Source organism: Kribbella voronezhensis (assembly GCF_004365175.1).
GTDB classification, from domain to species: domain Bacteria; phylum Actinomycetota; class Actinomycetes; order Propionibacteriales; family Kribbellaceae; genus Kribbella; species Kribbella voronezhensis.
In genome coordinates, this window is sequence record NZ_SOCE01000001.1 from 1563482 (window position 1) to 1578797 (window position 15316).

General features: G+C 66.3%; 11 protein-coding genes and 1 pseudogene. 7 read left to right on the plus strand and 5 right to left on the minus strand.

Annotation, left to right across the window (positions count from 1 at the left end; translation table 11 throughout):
• The first annotated feature begins 68 nt into the window (after positions 1-68).
• Positions 69-644 (plus strand): TetR/AcrR family transcriptional regulator, encoded by a 576-nt coding sequence (locus EV138_RS06880; RefSeq protein ID WP_166678516.1) that lies wholly within the window; start codon positions 69-71, stop codon positions 642-644.
• Positions 645-732: 88 nt separating this feature from the next.
• On the opposite strand, the gene ygiD is transcribed toward EV138_RS06880, so the two are convergent.
• Positions 733-1590 carry a 4,5-DOPA-extradiol-dioxygenase gene (ygiD, locus tag EV138_RS06885; RefSeq protein ID WP_238157990.1) on the minus strand — a complete coding sequence of 286 codons (858 nt, stop codon included), beginning with the start codon at positions 1588-1590 and terminating at the stop codon, positions 733-735.
• A gap of 40 nt (positions 1591-1630) precedes the next feature.
• Between ygiD and EV138_RS06890 the strand changes: the two genes are divergently transcribed.
• The gene (locus EV138_RS06890; protein ID WP_202866641.1) at positions 1631-3625 is read left to right on the plus strand and encodes an FAD-dependent oxidoreductase; all 1995 of its coding nucleotides are present in this window, start codon (positions 1631-1633) and stop codon (positions 3623-3625) included.
• Between the two features lie 259 nt (positions 3626-3884).
• Positions 3885-5669: an aa3-type cytochrome oxidase subunit I gene (gene ctaD, locus EV138_RS06895; RefSeq protein WP_133977573.1), complete on the plus strand. Its 1785-nt coding sequence runs from the start codon at positions 3885-3887 to the stop codon at positions 5667-5669.
• 71 nt (positions 5670-5740) lie between these two features.
• Here ctaD and EV138_RS06900 read toward each other — a convergent pair whose 3' ends face one another.
• From EV138_RS06900 to EV138_RS06915, 4 genes and pseudogenes are all read right to left on the minus strand, one after another.
• Entirely contained in the window at positions 5741-6241 is a 501-nt protein-coding gene (locus EV138_RS06900; protein ID WP_202866642.1) for a VOC family protein, read from the minus strand.
• A 14-nt stretch (positions 6242-6255) separates the two neighbouring features.
• Positions 6256-7268 (minus strand): annotated as a pseudogene (gene tal / locus EV138_RS06905) (transaldolase).
• 149 nt (positions 7269-7417) lie between these two features.
• Positions 7418-8173: a hypothetical protein gene (locus EV138_RS06910; protein ID WP_133977574.1), complete on the minus strand. Its 756-nt coding sequence runs from the start codon at positions 8171-8173 to the stop codon at positions 7418-7420.
• Between the two features lie 214 nt (positions 8174-8387).
• A complete protein-coding gene (locus EV138_RS06915; protein ID WP_133977575.1) occupies positions 8388-9629 on the minus strand; it encodes a PucR family transcriptional regulator in 1242 nt (413 codons plus the stop codon).
• A 178-nt stretch (positions 9630-9807) separates the two neighbouring features.
• Between EV138_RS06915 and EV138_RS06920 the strand changes: the two genes are divergently transcribed.
• From EV138_RS06920 to EV138_RS06935, 4 genes are all read left to right on the plus strand, one after another.
• On the plus strand, positions 9808-10794 hold the full coding sequence (locus tag EV138_RS06920; protein WP_133977576.1) for a universal stress protein: 987 nt from the start codon (positions 9808-9810) through the stop codon (positions 10792-10794).
• Positions 10791-13541: a pyruvate dehydrogenase (acetyl-transferring), homodimeric type gene (aceE, locus tag EV138_RS06925; protein WP_133977577.1), complete on the plus strand. Its 2751-nt coding sequence runs from the start codon at positions 10791-10793 to the stop codon at positions 13539-13541. The genes EV138_RS06920 and aceE overlap by 4 nt, the downstream gene beginning before the upstream one ends.
• Positions 13542-13810: 269 nt before the next feature.
• Positions 13811-14242: a hypothetical protein gene (locus tag EV138_RS06930; protein WP_133977578.1), complete on the plus strand. Its 432-nt coding sequence runs from the start codon at positions 13811-13813 to the stop codon at positions 14240-14242.
• Positions 14239-15264 (plus strand): slipin family protein, encoded by a 1026-nt coding sequence (locus EV138_RS06935; protein ID WP_133977579.1) that lies wholly within the window; start codon positions 14239-14241, stop codon positions 15262-15264. The genes EV138_RS06930 and EV138_RS06935 overlap by 4 nt, the downstream gene beginning before the upstream one ends.
• Positions 15265-15316 lie beyond the last annotated feature (52 nt).

Consider the following 15316-nt stretch of genomic DNA (forward strand, 5'->3'; position numbering starts at 1 on the left):
TTCGAGATTTATCGCTACACCATGTGTAGCGTAATTGGATGTTGATCTATTCCCGGCAGACTGACCCCATGCCCCACAGCACATCGGGACGCGGCCGGCCCCGCCTCGAGTCGACAGACCAGCGCATCGTCCAGGCGGCGCGCGAACTGCTGCGTCTCAAGGGGCCCGCCGCGGTGAACATCGATTCCGTCGCAGCCCGGTCCGGTGTGGCCCGGACCACGATCTACCGCCGCTACCGCAGCCGGGACGAATTGATGAACGCGATCCTGGAGGACCTCATCGACCCGGCGCCGCTGGCACCCGACCTTCCGGTCGACGTGAAGCTGCGATGGGTCCTGGAGCGGATCAGCGACATCTTGGAGAACCGGCTCGGGCCGGGTGCTACCGCCGCGATCATCGCCGACAGCGATCCAGAGTTCACGGCCGCTGTCCGATCACGGCTGGCCGCCCGACTGAGTTCGCTCGCCGACCTGATGAACAGCGACATCAAGGCCGGGCGCCTGCAGTCGACGATCGATCCCGACACGATCCTCGGCATCCTGGTCGGCACCTACCTCGCAGAGGTCCTCAGGTTCGGCTCGCCGCGCGAGGGATGGATGGACCGCGCGATAGCGCATCTGGCTCCCGCGGTGACAAAGAACTGACCCACAAGACCTCCCACCGCGAACTGCTCGATCCTCGCGCGTCAGGACTGCCCTGCGGGCCAGGCGATGGCTCGGATCACAGCTCGCTTCAGAGGTTGCTTTCAGTCGTCGGTACGCCGTCGGGCAGTGCGGCGGCGGGCCCCGCTCCTGAGCCGACGGTCGCGTCACAGTCCAGCCCCAGGGTGTAGGCGGCCATCGAGATCGAGCCGGCGGCATGTCCATCGACGAGGAGATCGAACGCCTCGTCGCCGGCGAGCCCAGCAGCGTAGAGCAAAGGCAGGAAGTGGTCCGGTGTCGGAACCGCCTGGGCGAAATCAGGATGAGCGTCCAAAGCTGCCACCTCCGAGGGCGAATCCTCGAGCAACGCGCGAGCGGCTTCGTCGAAACGCAGCGCCCAGTCGTACCCCGAGTCCGGTCTGCGGTAATCGACGGCGCGCAGGTTGTGCACGATGTTGCCACTGCCAACGATCAGAACGCCTTCATCGCGGAGCGGGCTCAGTTTGCGGCCGAGTTCGAGGTGGTGGTGGAAACTCTTGAACGCGTTGAGAGACAGCTGAACGACCGGGATGGAAGCGTCCGGGAAGGCGTGAAGGAGCACCGACCAGGTGCCGTGGTCTATTCCCCAGCTGTCGATGTCCTGCCCCACCCACTTGGGCTTGCAGACGTCCGCCACGAGTTCGGCGACCTCGGGGTCCCCAGGCGCGGGGTACTGCACCGCGAACAACTCTTCCGGGAATCCGTAGAAATCGTGGATCGTGCGAGGCCGGGGCATCGCGGTGACCGCGGTTGCATTGGTGTACCAGTGCGCGGAGACGACCAGGATCGCTCGAGGTCGCGGTACCGATGCGCCGAAGACCCGCCAGGCCTCGGTATAGCGGTTCGTCTGCAGCGCGTTCATCGGATTGCCGTGTCCGAGGAAAGCCACGGGCATTCGGGTTCTGTTCACAGTGATCTCCCGACTCGCATCCAGGCCGACCCTACGCCGCGTGGCCATCCGCCACCATCGGCGGACACAACCACCCTCACGTGCCGGGAATAGATGCCCGATCTTTTACGCTACAGGCTATGTAGCGAAAAGCGTCGGAGCAACGGAGCTCTGGGGCGCAGGCGCCTTCCGAGCAAGAGGGCGAACGGAAACGGATCTGGAGGACTCAATGGTGAACAGTTCGACTCAACTGCGCGGCTCGATCGGCAGCGTGGCCGAGCTCGGCATTCCTGACGAGGTCGACGTGGCAATCGTCGGGTCGGGCGGGGCCGGGCTGATGGCGGCACTCACCGCCGCGAAAGAGGGGGCTCGCGTCCTCGTTGTGGAGTCGCGGGAACTCGTCGGTGGCGCCACCGGTATTTCGGCGGGCGCGGCATGGATCCCCAACCATGGCTTCTCCACCGACGACCTCAAGGTGACCGACGACCTGGACCGGGCCCGGCGCTACATCTACGGCGAGGGCAGAGACAAGATTCTTGATCACGCCCTGGTGGAGCAGTTCCTGCAGACCGGTCCCGAGGTCGCCCGCTTCATCGAAGAGCACACGTCGTTCGGTTGGATCCCGACGATCTGGCCGGACTACCGTTCCGACATCGACGGTGCGTCCGTCGGGCGGGCACTCTTTCCAGGCCCCTACTCCCCCGACGGCCTTGGCGAGGCCGCGAAGTACGTGCGACCGGCCCTGACGACCGGAATGGCCAAGAACCCGCTTCCGTTCTGGCTGCTGGGCGGCATCGGTATCGAGGACGTCTGGCTCGCCGGTCCGGCGTTGGTCGGAGCCTTGCTCGAAGCCGGCCTGCGCAATGGTGTCGACGTACGCGTCGAGGCGCCCGCGGTCCGGCTCATCACCGATGGCCCGACCGTGCGAGGTGTTGTGATCCGGTCCGACGGCGTTGAGCACGCAGTACGTGCCGGCAAGGGCGTCATCCTGGCCAGCGGTGGGTTCGAGAGCTCGCCTGAAGTCACCACGGCGTACCTCGGCGCGCCTTTCCGCGTACAGGTTTCTCCCAAGGGCCACGATGGCATCGCTGTGCAGCTGGCTCAGGAGGTGGGGGCGGATCTGACCGGCGTGGAGGACGCGTGGTGGATGCCTGCCGTTCAGTTGCCCGGTGAGGAACTGGAGGGTCGCCCGCTCAGTCGGGTCTTCCTGGGCGAGCGCGCGCTGCCACACAGCATCATGGTCAACAGCAAGGGCGAGCGCTTCGCGAACGAGGCCCTCCCGTACGACCAACTCGGCAAGCTCATGCGAGAGGTCGACAGCGGCACGGGTGCCATGCCGAACGCCACGGCATGGCTGATCTTCGACCAGACCTACTGGACGAAATTCGGGATCTTCGGCATCCCACCGGGTGGAGAGGTGCCTGACTACCTCGAGCGTGCCGACACCCTCTCGGAACTCGCCGCCAAGATCGGCGTCGACGAGTTGGGGCTGCTTCGCACGGTCGATCGTTTCAACCCCGAGGCGGCTCACGCTCGCGACCCGCAATTCCACCGCGGCGACACGGTTTTCGACCGGTACTTCGGTGCCTTCTACCCCAGGTTGGGCACGTATTCGCCCGACGCGCTGTTCCCCGCCGCCACCGCGAAGGCACGGGTGCGCGTCGCCGCGGCGATCGGACCGATCCTCAGCAAGCTCGCGGGGCGGGTGGCCAAGAAGAACGATCCCGAACGCATGCGATCAATCGTGGTGGGGCCGTTGGCGAAAATCATCCGGCCTGTGCTGAAGAGCCCGAAGTCGAGCGTGCTCGGGCCGGTGGACACCGCGCCGTACTATGCGCTCAAAGTCGAGGCGAGCGCGCTCGGCACTGTAGGCGGTCCGAAGACGGACGCACTGGGACGCGCCCTGAACACTGACGGACGGATCATCCCCGGCCTGTACGCCGCCGGCAACGCGGGTGGCGCACCCACGAAGGGCTTCTACGGAGGCGCCGGAGGCACCATCTCGCTGGGCCTCGTCTTCGGCCACCTCGCTGGACGAGAAGCTGGCCGGCGATAGAGATGAACAGCTCACTACCACCGCAGCTACCCGCAGACCTCGACACCTTCGAGCCCTCCGAGAGCCCGGCGCGGGAGGACCCCTACACCGACATCGTCCAGGTATGGGGGTTCGACTCCTTCCCCGCCAGCGATCCACCGGCGAACTGGTGAGCGTCCAACAGTGATCAGTTGGTTGCCGACGTCCGGCAAGCAGGGCCGGCTACCGATGCCGGTACCGGCCCTAACCAGCTGAAGATTCCGAGGGCAGTGTGTCTCGCATGAACCAACGACGGCCGCCGGTGAGATGGGCAGCGAGAACGGCGAGACGTCGGCGGCCGTTGGGTCGTGCGGTGGTCCGGGTTCTCACCACCACCGATCACAAGCTGATCGGTCACCTGTACCTGATCACGTCGTTCGCGTTCTTCCTGATCGGTGGCGTGATGGCACTGGTCATCCGGGCCGAGCTGGCCAAACCGGGTCTGCAGATCGTGAACGAGGAGGTCTACAACCAGCTCTTCACCATGCACGGCACGATCATGCTGCTGCTGTTCGCGACGCCACTGTTCGTCGGCTTCGCGAACGTGATCATGCCGGTCCAGATCGGCGCCCCCGACGTCGCCTTCCCGCGACTCAACATGCTCAGCTACTGGCTGTTCCTGTTCGGCGGGCTCATCGCGTTCAGTGGCTTCTTCACTCCCGGTGGTGCGGCGAGCTTCGGCTGGACGGGTTACGCCCCACTGTCGAATGCGGTCCGTTCGCCGGGCGTCGGCGGCGACCTGTGGATCATGGGTCTCTGGCTTGCTGGTCTGGGGACCATTCTTGGTGCGGTCAACTTCATCACCACCGTGATCACCATGCGTGCGCCCGGGATGACGATGTTCCGGATGCCGATCTTCACCTGGAACGTCTTCATCACGTCGATGATGGTGCTGATCGCCTTCCCGATCCTGGCCGGTGCGCTGTTGATGCTGGAGGCGGATCGGGCCTTGGGGGCTCACGTCTTCGATGCCGCGAACGGCGGTCCGATGCTGTGGCAGCACCTGTTCTGGTTCTTCGGGCACCCCGAGGTGTACATCATCGCGCTGCCGTTCTTCGGCATCATCACCGAGATCCTGCCGGTGTTCAGCCGCAAACCCGTCTTCGGCTACATCGGCCTGGTCGGCGCCACTCTCGCGATCGCCATGTTGTCAGCCACTGTCTGGGCACATCACATGTTCGTCACCGGGGCTGTCAGCCTGCCGTTCTTCTCCTTCATGTCTTTCTTGATCGCGGTCCCGACCGGGGTGAAGTTCTTCAACTGGATCGGGACGATGTGGGGCGGCTCGGTGTCGTTCGACACCCCGATGCTGTGGTCGCTCGGATTCCTGACCACTTTCCTCTTCGGCGGCCTGACCGGCGTCATCCTCGCTTCACCCGTCCTGGACTACCAGGTCACCGACACCTACTTCGTGGTCGCGCATTTCCACTACGTCGTGTTCGGCACGGTGGTGTTCGCGATGTTCGCGGGCTTCTACTTCTGGTGGCCCAAGATGACCGGCCGGATGCTGAACGAGAGACTCGGCAAGCTGCACTTCTGGATGTTGTTCGTCGGCTTCCACATGACCTTCCTGGTGCAGCACTGGCTGGGCGTCGAGGGGATGCCGCGGCGCTACGCGTCGTACGGGGCCAATGAGGGCTTCACCACGCTCAACCAGGTGTCCAGCATCGGCGCGTTCATTCTCGGTGCCTCGACCTTGCCGTTCCTCTACAACATCTACAAGTCACGCAGGTCACCGCGGGTCGGCGTCGATGATCCGTGGGGTTGGGGCCGTTCGTTGGAGTGGGCCACCAGCTGCCCGCCACCACGGCACAACTTCGTCGAGCTGCCACGGATCCGGTCCGAGAGCCCTGCTTTCGACCGGCACCACCCCGAGCTGGCGCTCGCGGAGTACCGCGACAGCGGCGCGCCACGCGACAACCTTCTGGATGCCGGCGAGGACGACGGAAGGGTGGAGAGCCTGGAAGAGAGCATTGAGCAGCAACGTCTCGAGGCGCCAGGTCATGACGCTGGCTCCACCGGGTGACCTCATTTGCGACCCATTTCGACGACGCCCGTACGGTACCGGCGGTCGACAGGAGTCAGGCGGCAGTCACTTCACCACCGGTAGATCCGTCGCATGACCTGATGCCGCGGCGCTTCCCGCGGCCCGGGGTGCGCGATCAGGATCGGGGCGTTGTCGGGTCCACGGCCCTCAAGAACGGTGAACCCATCGAGGGTTGAACGCGTCACCTGGCTGGACTGTTGCCTCAGTACTTGTTCGCACCGGTCCAGTTCACTCTCGCTCGGCGCGGTCCAGATGAGGTACTGCACGCCGATGTGCCCGAGCCCGTGAAAGGCGGCCCTGGGGCCGCGGCCGCGCAGGTAGAGCTGGAAGCCATCGGGGCAGGTAAGCAGCGCGGCGTCGAGGTCGTGGACGGCGACTGTCCACGCCAGCAGTTCTGCGTAGAAAGCGACCGCCCGGTCCAGGTCGGACACAAACATCACCGCGGAGGCCAGGCTCAAACTCGCCGGCTCTCCTGTTCCGGCCAGGTCTTCCTTGCCGGCGAGGTGACCAGGCTCAGCTGTGGCGGGCGTGGCTGCGTCGTTGAAGGCCATCCGGCGAACCTTCCTCACGAGTGCGGGCGGGTTGTCTGCGGGGCAGTGGCCAGGTTCGCCAGCACCTCTTGGTATGCCTTGTCGAAGCTGGCGATGCCGTTTTCCTCCAGGGTCCTACCGACGGCGGTCATGTCGACGCCGACGTCGGCCAGGCGGAGCATCAAGTCGGCTGCCTGCGACACACCGTTGTCGACGGTGCGAGCCATCGTGCCGTGATCCTCGAATGCGGCGATGGTTGCCTCGGGCAAGGTCGTGACCGTGTCGGGGCCGATGAGTTCCTCGACATAGCGGGTGTCGCGGTCCTTGGGGTTCTTGGTGGACGTCGACGCCCACAGCGGTCGCTGGACATCCGCACCTACAGCGGCGAGCCGGTGCCAGCGCTGGGTAGCGAACTGGTCGGTGAACAACCGGTAAGCCAGCTTGGCTTGTGCGACTGCGGCTTGGCCACGCAAGGCAAGCGCTTCGTCGGTGTCGAGCGCCTCGAGTCGCTGGTCGACCTCGGTGTCGACCCGGCTGACGAAGAACGAGGCGACGCTGCTGACCGTCGAGGGATCGCCACCACTTGCGGTGAACTTCTCCAGCCCGGACAGATAGGCTTCGATGATCTCGGCGTAGCGCGACAGGGAGAACAGCAGCGTGACGTTGATGCTGGCGCCCTCGGCGGTCAGCGTTTCGACGGCGGTGACGCCTTCGGCAGTCGCCGGAATCTTCACGAGCAGGTTCGGTTGAGCGACACGCTCGCGCAGCCATCGCGCGGCGGCGATCGTTGCGTTCGCGTCGTGAGCGAGTTCGGGAGACACTTCGACGACACGAAGCCGTCGACGCAGTCACCGCCGTCGAAGACCGGTCGCAGTACGGCGAGCGCCTGACTGGCGTCGGAGATGACCAGCTCCCAGTAGGCCTCGTTTACCGACTTGCCGGCCGCCATCAGGGCCCAGAACTGTTCGTCGTAGTCGTGCGAGCCGGTGATGCTTCTCGCGAAGATCGTCGGGTTCGCGGTGACGCCGCGGATTCCGTCGGCGACCATGCGCGCCAGGGTGCCGTCACGCAGAGCAGCACGGGTGAGGTTGTCCAGCCAGGGAGTCTGACCGTAGTAGCGGTAGAGGTGTTCCAACTTGGTCACTGTGTTCTCGGTTTCCCTGGCATCCGCCACTGCGGCTGTCGAGTGTTGGTTGCTTACTTGTCGGTGTCGTGGAGCAGGTTGTTCCAGTCAATGGGGGCACGGCCTGCCGCGCTGTCTCCCAGGACGAACCTGCTGGGGTCGCCGGCTGCTCTTGGTCCGGACGCCAGCCACGCTGCCAGGCCGTGGGCGGTACGACGCTCGATTTCATCGAGGTACTCCCTGCGCTCGTCGACGATCCGTAGCCGTTGCGTCGGCGAACTGGCCTTCTGCAGGGCCGAGAAGCTGGACCGCCATGCCAGGCAGAGGGCTTTGTCGCTCAGGGCATCGGGCGCGATGTGAGGCTGGGGCGCCTGGTCTGGTTCGGCTTCCAGGATGGAGGCCGGCGCCGGCGTTGACGAGCGGTCGGCGCGATCCGGCCGGGCGGGCTCGGGCCACGGGCCGGCGAGGTGGCCGTGTTCGGTGAGCCAGCGAACGCAGTAGCGAATGGCGTACGGGGATGTCCCGACGAGGATGGCCAGCAATAGCACCGTGGTCGGCGCGCCTACCAAGGTGCCCATTCCTACGAACGAAACCGTGCCGGCCGCGGTGAGGACCGTGCTGAGGGCCACGATCCGTCGCCGGTCCCGCGGGGGTCGGGTCGCTTCATTGTCGGGGTCCGCCAAAGCGACCATGGCCACGACTCCACCCGTGACTGCCGCGAGGACGAGCAGCATGATGACGCTCGAGAGCGACCAGGTGAAGGCCATGACGGCGCCTACGGCGCCGAGCACACCACAGAAGAACGACCAGAAGATTCGATAGGCGCTCATCGTGCGGTCTCCCACACCACAGCGTCGGACGCATCGAGGCGAGCGGCGACTGATTGGTCCACGACAATCCTCCTCACGGGATCTTGCTCGTGCAGCTACAAATGTGCCGCGAGGTGGCGATGACAGGTATGGCCGCGATCGGCGAACCTGGGGCCGGCATGTTGGCCGACGCCCGGCAACGAAGCCCACGCGGGAGAAACAGCGTCCGGTCGGGTTAGGCGTGGGCCTCCGCGCCGGATGGGAGGTCACGGGCCGGCCAGTCGAGAAGTCGTGCGCCGAGGACTGCGATGTGCAGCGTGAACCGCTGTGCGGGGTCGCCCGGGTCGTGCCCGGTCAGGGCCTTGACCTTGTCCAGCCGGTAGGTGACGGTGCGGACCGACACGTTCAGGCGCCGGGCTGCCTCGGTGGCGACCTCGCCGGTCGCGAAGTACGCCTCGAGGGTCTGCAACAACGGGTCTGCGCCGCCGCGGGCCTGGGTCAGCGGGCCGAGGACGGCCTGGATGAGATCGACGATGGCGGCCTGGTCGCGGATCAGAACCCGGTACACGAGCATGTCGCGAGCGTCGACGACGGCGGTGTCGAGCCGCAACCGGTCAGCCAGCGTCAGCGCTTCCCGGGCCTCTTCGTAGGAGCGGGCGATGCCGTATGAGCCGGGGTAGGCACGGCCGGCGGCGACCCGCCACACTCGGCCGGGCCGGTGCCGGATCAACGCGTCGTGGATCAGATCCCCGACGCTCTTGTCGATGGTCCGCGGAGCCGTGCTGGGGGCGGTGGCTGGGATCAGGACCACGAGGAGGCCCTCTTTGGTCGCGACGAGCACCTCGCGGTCGCCGAAACGGTCAAGGATGAACAGTTCCAGCATGGTCGCGCTGGTGTCGCCTTCGGGAAGACCGTCGGCGGGGCGAGCCAGGACGACCTGGTGCGGCCGGCCGAGATCGAGCCCGAAGGGTTCGGCCCGTTCGACCATCCGGGCGACGTCGGGGTCGCCGCGCAACAGGTCGTCGACCAGTTCCCGGCGCAGCGCTTCCTCCTGCCGGACCAACTGCTGAGTCGCAAGCTGATAGCTGTCGACCAGTACGGCGATCGCTTCACCGACAGCACGCAGTACGGCCTGGGCGGAGGCGCGGACAGTGTCGCGGTCGCGGTATGGCACGACGTCGGGGAGGTCGCGCCACATCCGCCAGGCAGCGGACAGGTAAAGATCGACCACCCGCCCGGCCGGGATGCCCTGTTCGGCAGCGCGACGTCCGAGTTCACGCACGATCGCCAGTTCGTGCTCGCGTGGCCGACGCCCGGAGATGGCAGCGTCCGCGAGCAGGGTGAGGTATTCGACCAGAAGCTCCAAGGGTGCCTGGGAGTCTCCAGCGGCTGCTTGCGCGATCGCCGTCAGCCACGCTTCGTCCGCGCTGTTCGCGGCACCGGAGCCCGGCCACCGCGGTCTCCCGGGCTCGCTCATGCCGCTCCCTTCGCACTGGATCTACGCAGGGGTTGGGCCATGTCCCAGTAGAGCATCGTTGCCGGGCGTCGGCCATAAGCCTGGTCACAGGTTCGCCGATCGGCGCACTACCTGTCTGACCGGTGGAACGGCACAGTCGAAACCACTGGGGTACCAAGAGCTGAAGCGGAGCGGCGACATGACCAAGACAACTGCTGGAGTCAACCACGGCCGTCGGCCGGTCCTGGTGGGTGTCGACGGCTCGGTGTCCGCACAGGCCGCGCTCGCCTGGGCGGCCGCCGAGGCGTCGTACCGACGCTGCCCGCTGCGGATCGTTCACACTTTCACCTGGCCGATGATCGGCGACCCGTTCGGGCTGAACCTCGCCGAACCGATGAACGACGGTCTCCGGACCGCGGCCGGCTGGATCCTTGGCGAGGCGGAGAACCAGGCGCGCCACGCTGCGCCCGACATCAAGGTCACGGCTGCGCTGTTTGCCGCCGGCGCCGTACCGACGCTGCTGAGCCAGGCACAGGACGCCGATCTGGTCGTTGTGGGCAGCCGGGGAATCGGCGGCTTCCGCGGTCTGCTGGTGGGCTCTGTCAGCTCCACCGTGGCCGCGCATGCCCCGTGCCCGGTGGTCGTCGTCCACCCGCACCGAGACGGCACCGCATTCCCCGCCTCCCCGACCGGCCGGATCGTCGTCGGCGTCGACGGATCGGACGTCTCGGCCGCGGCGATCCGGTTCGCGTTCCAGGAGGCCGCGCGCCGACGTGTCGGAGTCACCGCAGTGCACGCCGCGATGCCGACCCGCCAGCATCCATCGCTGCGCGTCCCCGCGGACATTGTCGAGCAGGTGGAGCGGCAACTGTTCGCCGAAGCGATGGACAGCAAGCGGATCCTCGTCTCAGGTATCGACGTGAAGACGAAACTTGTCCACAGCCACCCGGTCCAGGCTCTGCTCGACGAAGCCGACGGCGCCGAGCTGCTGGTCGTCGGGTCACACGGGCGCGGCGGCTTCACCGGCATGCTGCTGGGCTCGGTGAGCCAGGCCGTGCTGCACCACGCCCCCTGCCCCGTCGCGGTCGTGCACCGAACCAAGGCCAAGAAGCCCTCGCCTGCGCGGCCACGCATGCTCCAGATCGCCGCACCGGGCCACTTTGCAGACCTGAAGGAACTGTCATGACACCGACGCCGCAAGGTCTGCCGGAAAGCCTCGGCCTGCACAGCCAGCTTCTCGATCTGGACCCCTCCGAGACTCAGGAGTGGCTGGAATCGATCGACCAGGTGGTCGACCATGCCGGCCAGAACAGGGCGCGGTACCTGCTGCTCAGCATCCTGCAACGGGCCCGCGATCGCCGCGTCGGCGTCGCGAACCTGCGCAGTACCGACTATCTCAACACGATCGCGCCCGAGGCCGAGCCGGCCTTTCCCGGTGACGAGCACATCGAGCGGCGGATCCGGGCCTACAACCGCTGGAACGCCGCGGTCATGGTCCACCGCGCGCAGCGACCCGGCATCGGCGTGGGCGGACACATCTCCACCTACGCCTCGGCCGCAGCGCTGTACGAGGTCGGGTTCAACCACTTCTTCCGCGGCCACGACGCACCCGGCGGCGGCGACCAGATCTACTTCCAGGGCCACGCCTCGCCCGGCATCTACGCGCGTGCGTTCCTGGAAGGCCGACTCACCAGCGACCAACTCGACGGGTTCCGGCAGGAGTTCTCCCACGCCGGCCAGGGCAGCGGGTTACCGTCGTATCCGCACCCGCGGCTGATGCCGGACTTCTGGGAGTTTCCGACAGTCTCGATGGGACTCGGACCACTCAACGCGATCTACCAAGCCCGCTTCAACCGCTACCTGCACAACCGCGGCCTCAAGGACACCAGTCGGCAGCGCGTCTGGGCCTTCCTCGGCGACGGCGAGATGGACGAACCCGAATCCCTCGGCGCGATCGGCGTCGCAGCCCGCGAAGAGCTCGACAACCTCACCTTCGTCGTCAACTGCAACCTGCAGCGCCTCGACGGCCCGGTCCGTGGCAACGGCAAGATCATCCAGGAACTCGAGTCGTACTTCCGCGGCGCCGGATGGAACGTCATCAAAGTGATCTGGGGCCGCGAGTGGGACCCGCTGCTGGCCGCCGATACCGACGGCGCACTCCTCAACCTGATGAACACCACACCCGACGGCGACTTCCAGACCTACAAGGCCGAATCCGGCGCGTTCGTCCGCGAACACTTCTTCGGCCGCGACCCTCGCACCGCCGCCATGGTCGAGCACCTGTCCGACAACGAGATCTGGAACCTTAAACGCGGCGGACACGACTACAGCAAGCTGTACGCCGCCTACCGGGCGGCCACCGAACACACCGGGCAACCGACCGTGATCTTGGCCAAAACCATCAAGGGCTGGACACTCGGCTCCCACTTCGAGAGCCGCAACTCCACCCATCAGATGCAGAAACTGACGCTCGAGGACCTCAAGGGATTCCGCGACCGGCTGTTCCTGGACATCCCCGACTCGGCGTTGGATGCGGTGAAACCGCCCTACTATCGGCCGCCGGAGGACTCGACGGAACTGGAGTACCTGCACGAGCGACGACAAGCCCTGGGTGGCTACCTACCTGCTCGCAGAGTCCGCAGCACACCTCTTGTACTGCCAGGCGAGGCGGCGTACGAGGTCGCGCGGCGAGGCTCGGGCCGGCAAAAGGTCGCCACCACGATGGCGTTCGTCCGGCTGCTCAAGGACCTGATGAAGGACCCTCAGACGGGTCACCGGTTCGTGCCGATCATCCCCGACGAGGCCCGCACGTTCGGCCTGGATTCACTGTTCCCGTCCAAGAAGATCTATTCGCCCCACGGACAGACCTACCTGTCGGTGGACCGGGAACAGATGTTGAGCTACCAGGAAGACACCCAGGGCGTTCTCCTCCATGAGGGCATCACCGAGGCCGGGTCCGCCGCATCGTGGACAGCCGCCGGTACGTCGTACGCCACTCATGGTGAGCCGATGATTCCGCTCTACATCTTCTACTCGATGTTCGGGTTCCAGCGCACCGGCGATCAACTGTGGGCGGCCGCGGACCAGATGACCAGGGGATTCTTGCTCGGCGCAACCGCCGGCCGAACCACCTTGAACGGCGAAGGCCTGCAGCACCAGGACGGCCATTCGTTGCTGCTGGCATCCACCAACCCCGCATGCATCGCCTACGACGCCGCCTACGCCTTCGAACTCGGACACATCACCGCCGACGCACTCCGGCGCATGTACGGCAGACCGCGACCCGGCGAAGACCATAATGTCTTCTACTACCTGACGCTCTACAACGAACCGATCACCCAGCCGGCCGAGCCGACCGACGTCGACGTCGACGGCATCCTCGCCGGAATGCACCGTTACTCCCCCGCCCCCGATGGTGACGGCCCGAAAGCGCAGATCCTTGCCTCCGGCATCGCCATGCCCTGGGCACTGGACGCGCAACGCCTCCTGCACACCGACTGGGGCGTCCAGGCCGACGTCTGGTCGGTGACGTCCTGGACCCAGCTACGCCGCGACGCACTCGCTGCCGACGAATGGAACCAGGCCCACGCCGACCAGACGCCCCGAATTCCCTACGTTACAAGGCGCCTGGAAGAAACCGCCGGACCTGTCCTGGCCGTCTCGGACTGGATGCGCGCCGTACCCGACCAGATCGCACCGTTCGTCCGCAGGCCCTGGACATCCCTGGGCACCGACGGCTTCGGCCACTCCGACACCCGCGCCGCCCTGCGCCGCCACTTCGGCGTCGACGCGCAATCAATCGTCGTGCGGACGCTGCAGCAGCTGGCCGATTCCGGCGACCTGGACGAATCGGTACCGCGGTTGGCCAGGACGACTTACCCGGCTGGGCAGGACCACGCGTCTCCCGACGGCGGCCATGACACCCCACACTAACGTCCGCGGCCCCACAGACAGGACCGCGCGGCAACACATCCCATCAGCGTGGTCTGCGCAGCACGGACGGCCCCCCGCCTGGAGACTCCGATCGTCTCGGTCTCGCGCGTGCCGCTGGGAAAGCGTTGACTCAGCCGACGATCCGTTGATCCGCGAGTTGCCGATCATCGGCAACCCCGCAGGGTCCAAGTCAGCCGACCAAGGGCGGTGCTAGTGCGTGGCCGTCGGACAAACATAGAGGTACATCGACGCTCTAGAAGGAGCAGATTATGAGCACTGAGGGGCGCACCGCCCGCACACCAAGCCGGGAGACACTGTCCGACCCGGCCTACCAGGCCTTCCTGGTCCTGCGAACCGTCTTCACTGTGGCCCCGATCGTGTTCGGCCTCGACAAATTCGTCAACCTGCTCACGGACTGGCCCGGCTACCTGGCCCCCTGGATCAACGACATCGTCCCCGGCTCCGGCCAGGACGCCATGTACATCATCGGCGTCATCGAGATCGTCGCCGGCATCGCCGTCGCCCTGATCCCCCGCTACGGCGCTCTACTCGTGACCGCCTGGCTCGCAGGCATCATCCTCAACCTGCTCACCCTGTCCGGCTTCTACGACGTCGCCCTGCGCGACTTCGGCCTCCTCGTCGCCGCCCTAGCGCTGGCCCGCCTCGCCACCAAGTACGCACCCTTGACGGAGAAGAAATGATCATCGTCTACCTCCTCCTCGCAGCGTTGGTCGTCGGTCTGATCGGAGCGGCTTCGTGCGTCCGCGTGGTCAAGCAGTTCGAACGCGGCGTGGTGTTCCGGTTCGGCCGGGTGCGGCCGGTGATCCGGCAGCCAGGGCTTGCCTTGCTGGTGCCGATCGCCGATCGGTTGCAGAAGGTCAACCTGCAGATCATCACCATGCCGGTCCCCGCGCAGGACGGTATTACCCGTGACAACGTGACGGTCCGCGTCGACGCTGTTGTCTACTTCAACGTGATCGACCCGGTCCGGGCGGCCGTCGATGTCGAGGACTATGTGTCGGCTATCGGTCAGGTCGCGCAGACTTCGCTGCGCTCGATCATCGGCAAGAGCGACCTGGACGACTTGTTGTCCGACCGGGAACGCCTCAACCAGGGCATGGAGCTGATGATCGACAGCCCCGCCCTCGACTGGGGAGTTCACATCGAACGGGTTGAGATCAAGGACGTCGCATTGCCGGAGACGATGAAGCGGTCGATGTCGCGCCAGGCCGAGGCCGAACGTGAGCGCCGAGCCCGCATCATCACCGCGGACGGCGAACTGCAGGCCTCAGAGAAGCTCGGACAGGCCGCTGAGGTGATGACCGAACACCCAGCCGCCCTGCAACTTCGCCTGCTGCAGACCGTCGTGGAGGTCGCCGCCGAGAAGAACTCCACCCTGGTGCTGCCCTTCCCGGTCGAGTTGCACCGGTTTCTAGAACGATCGACCCCGCCGGAGCCCACCAAGACAACCAGTGCCGATCATGCGGCGCCGGCTCTAGCCCCGGCCGCGAGGAACGGCTCGCCGGCATCCGGAATCTCACCGGCCCGTGAGATCGAACAGTCCCAGCGATCCAGTGGGTCGATCTCTCTCGACTCGTTGACCGCATCCCCAGCAATGACGGGCAAACCACCAGCCCTGCCTGTCCCCGAAACGGCCGGGCTGCCACAACCCCAGTGGGGCGGCCTCCACGCTGGTTGTGCCGACCCGGCATGGCAACCGTGAGGACCCAAGGTCGTGCGGGTGGTGGTCGGCCGGATCGTCCGGCACGTCTCTG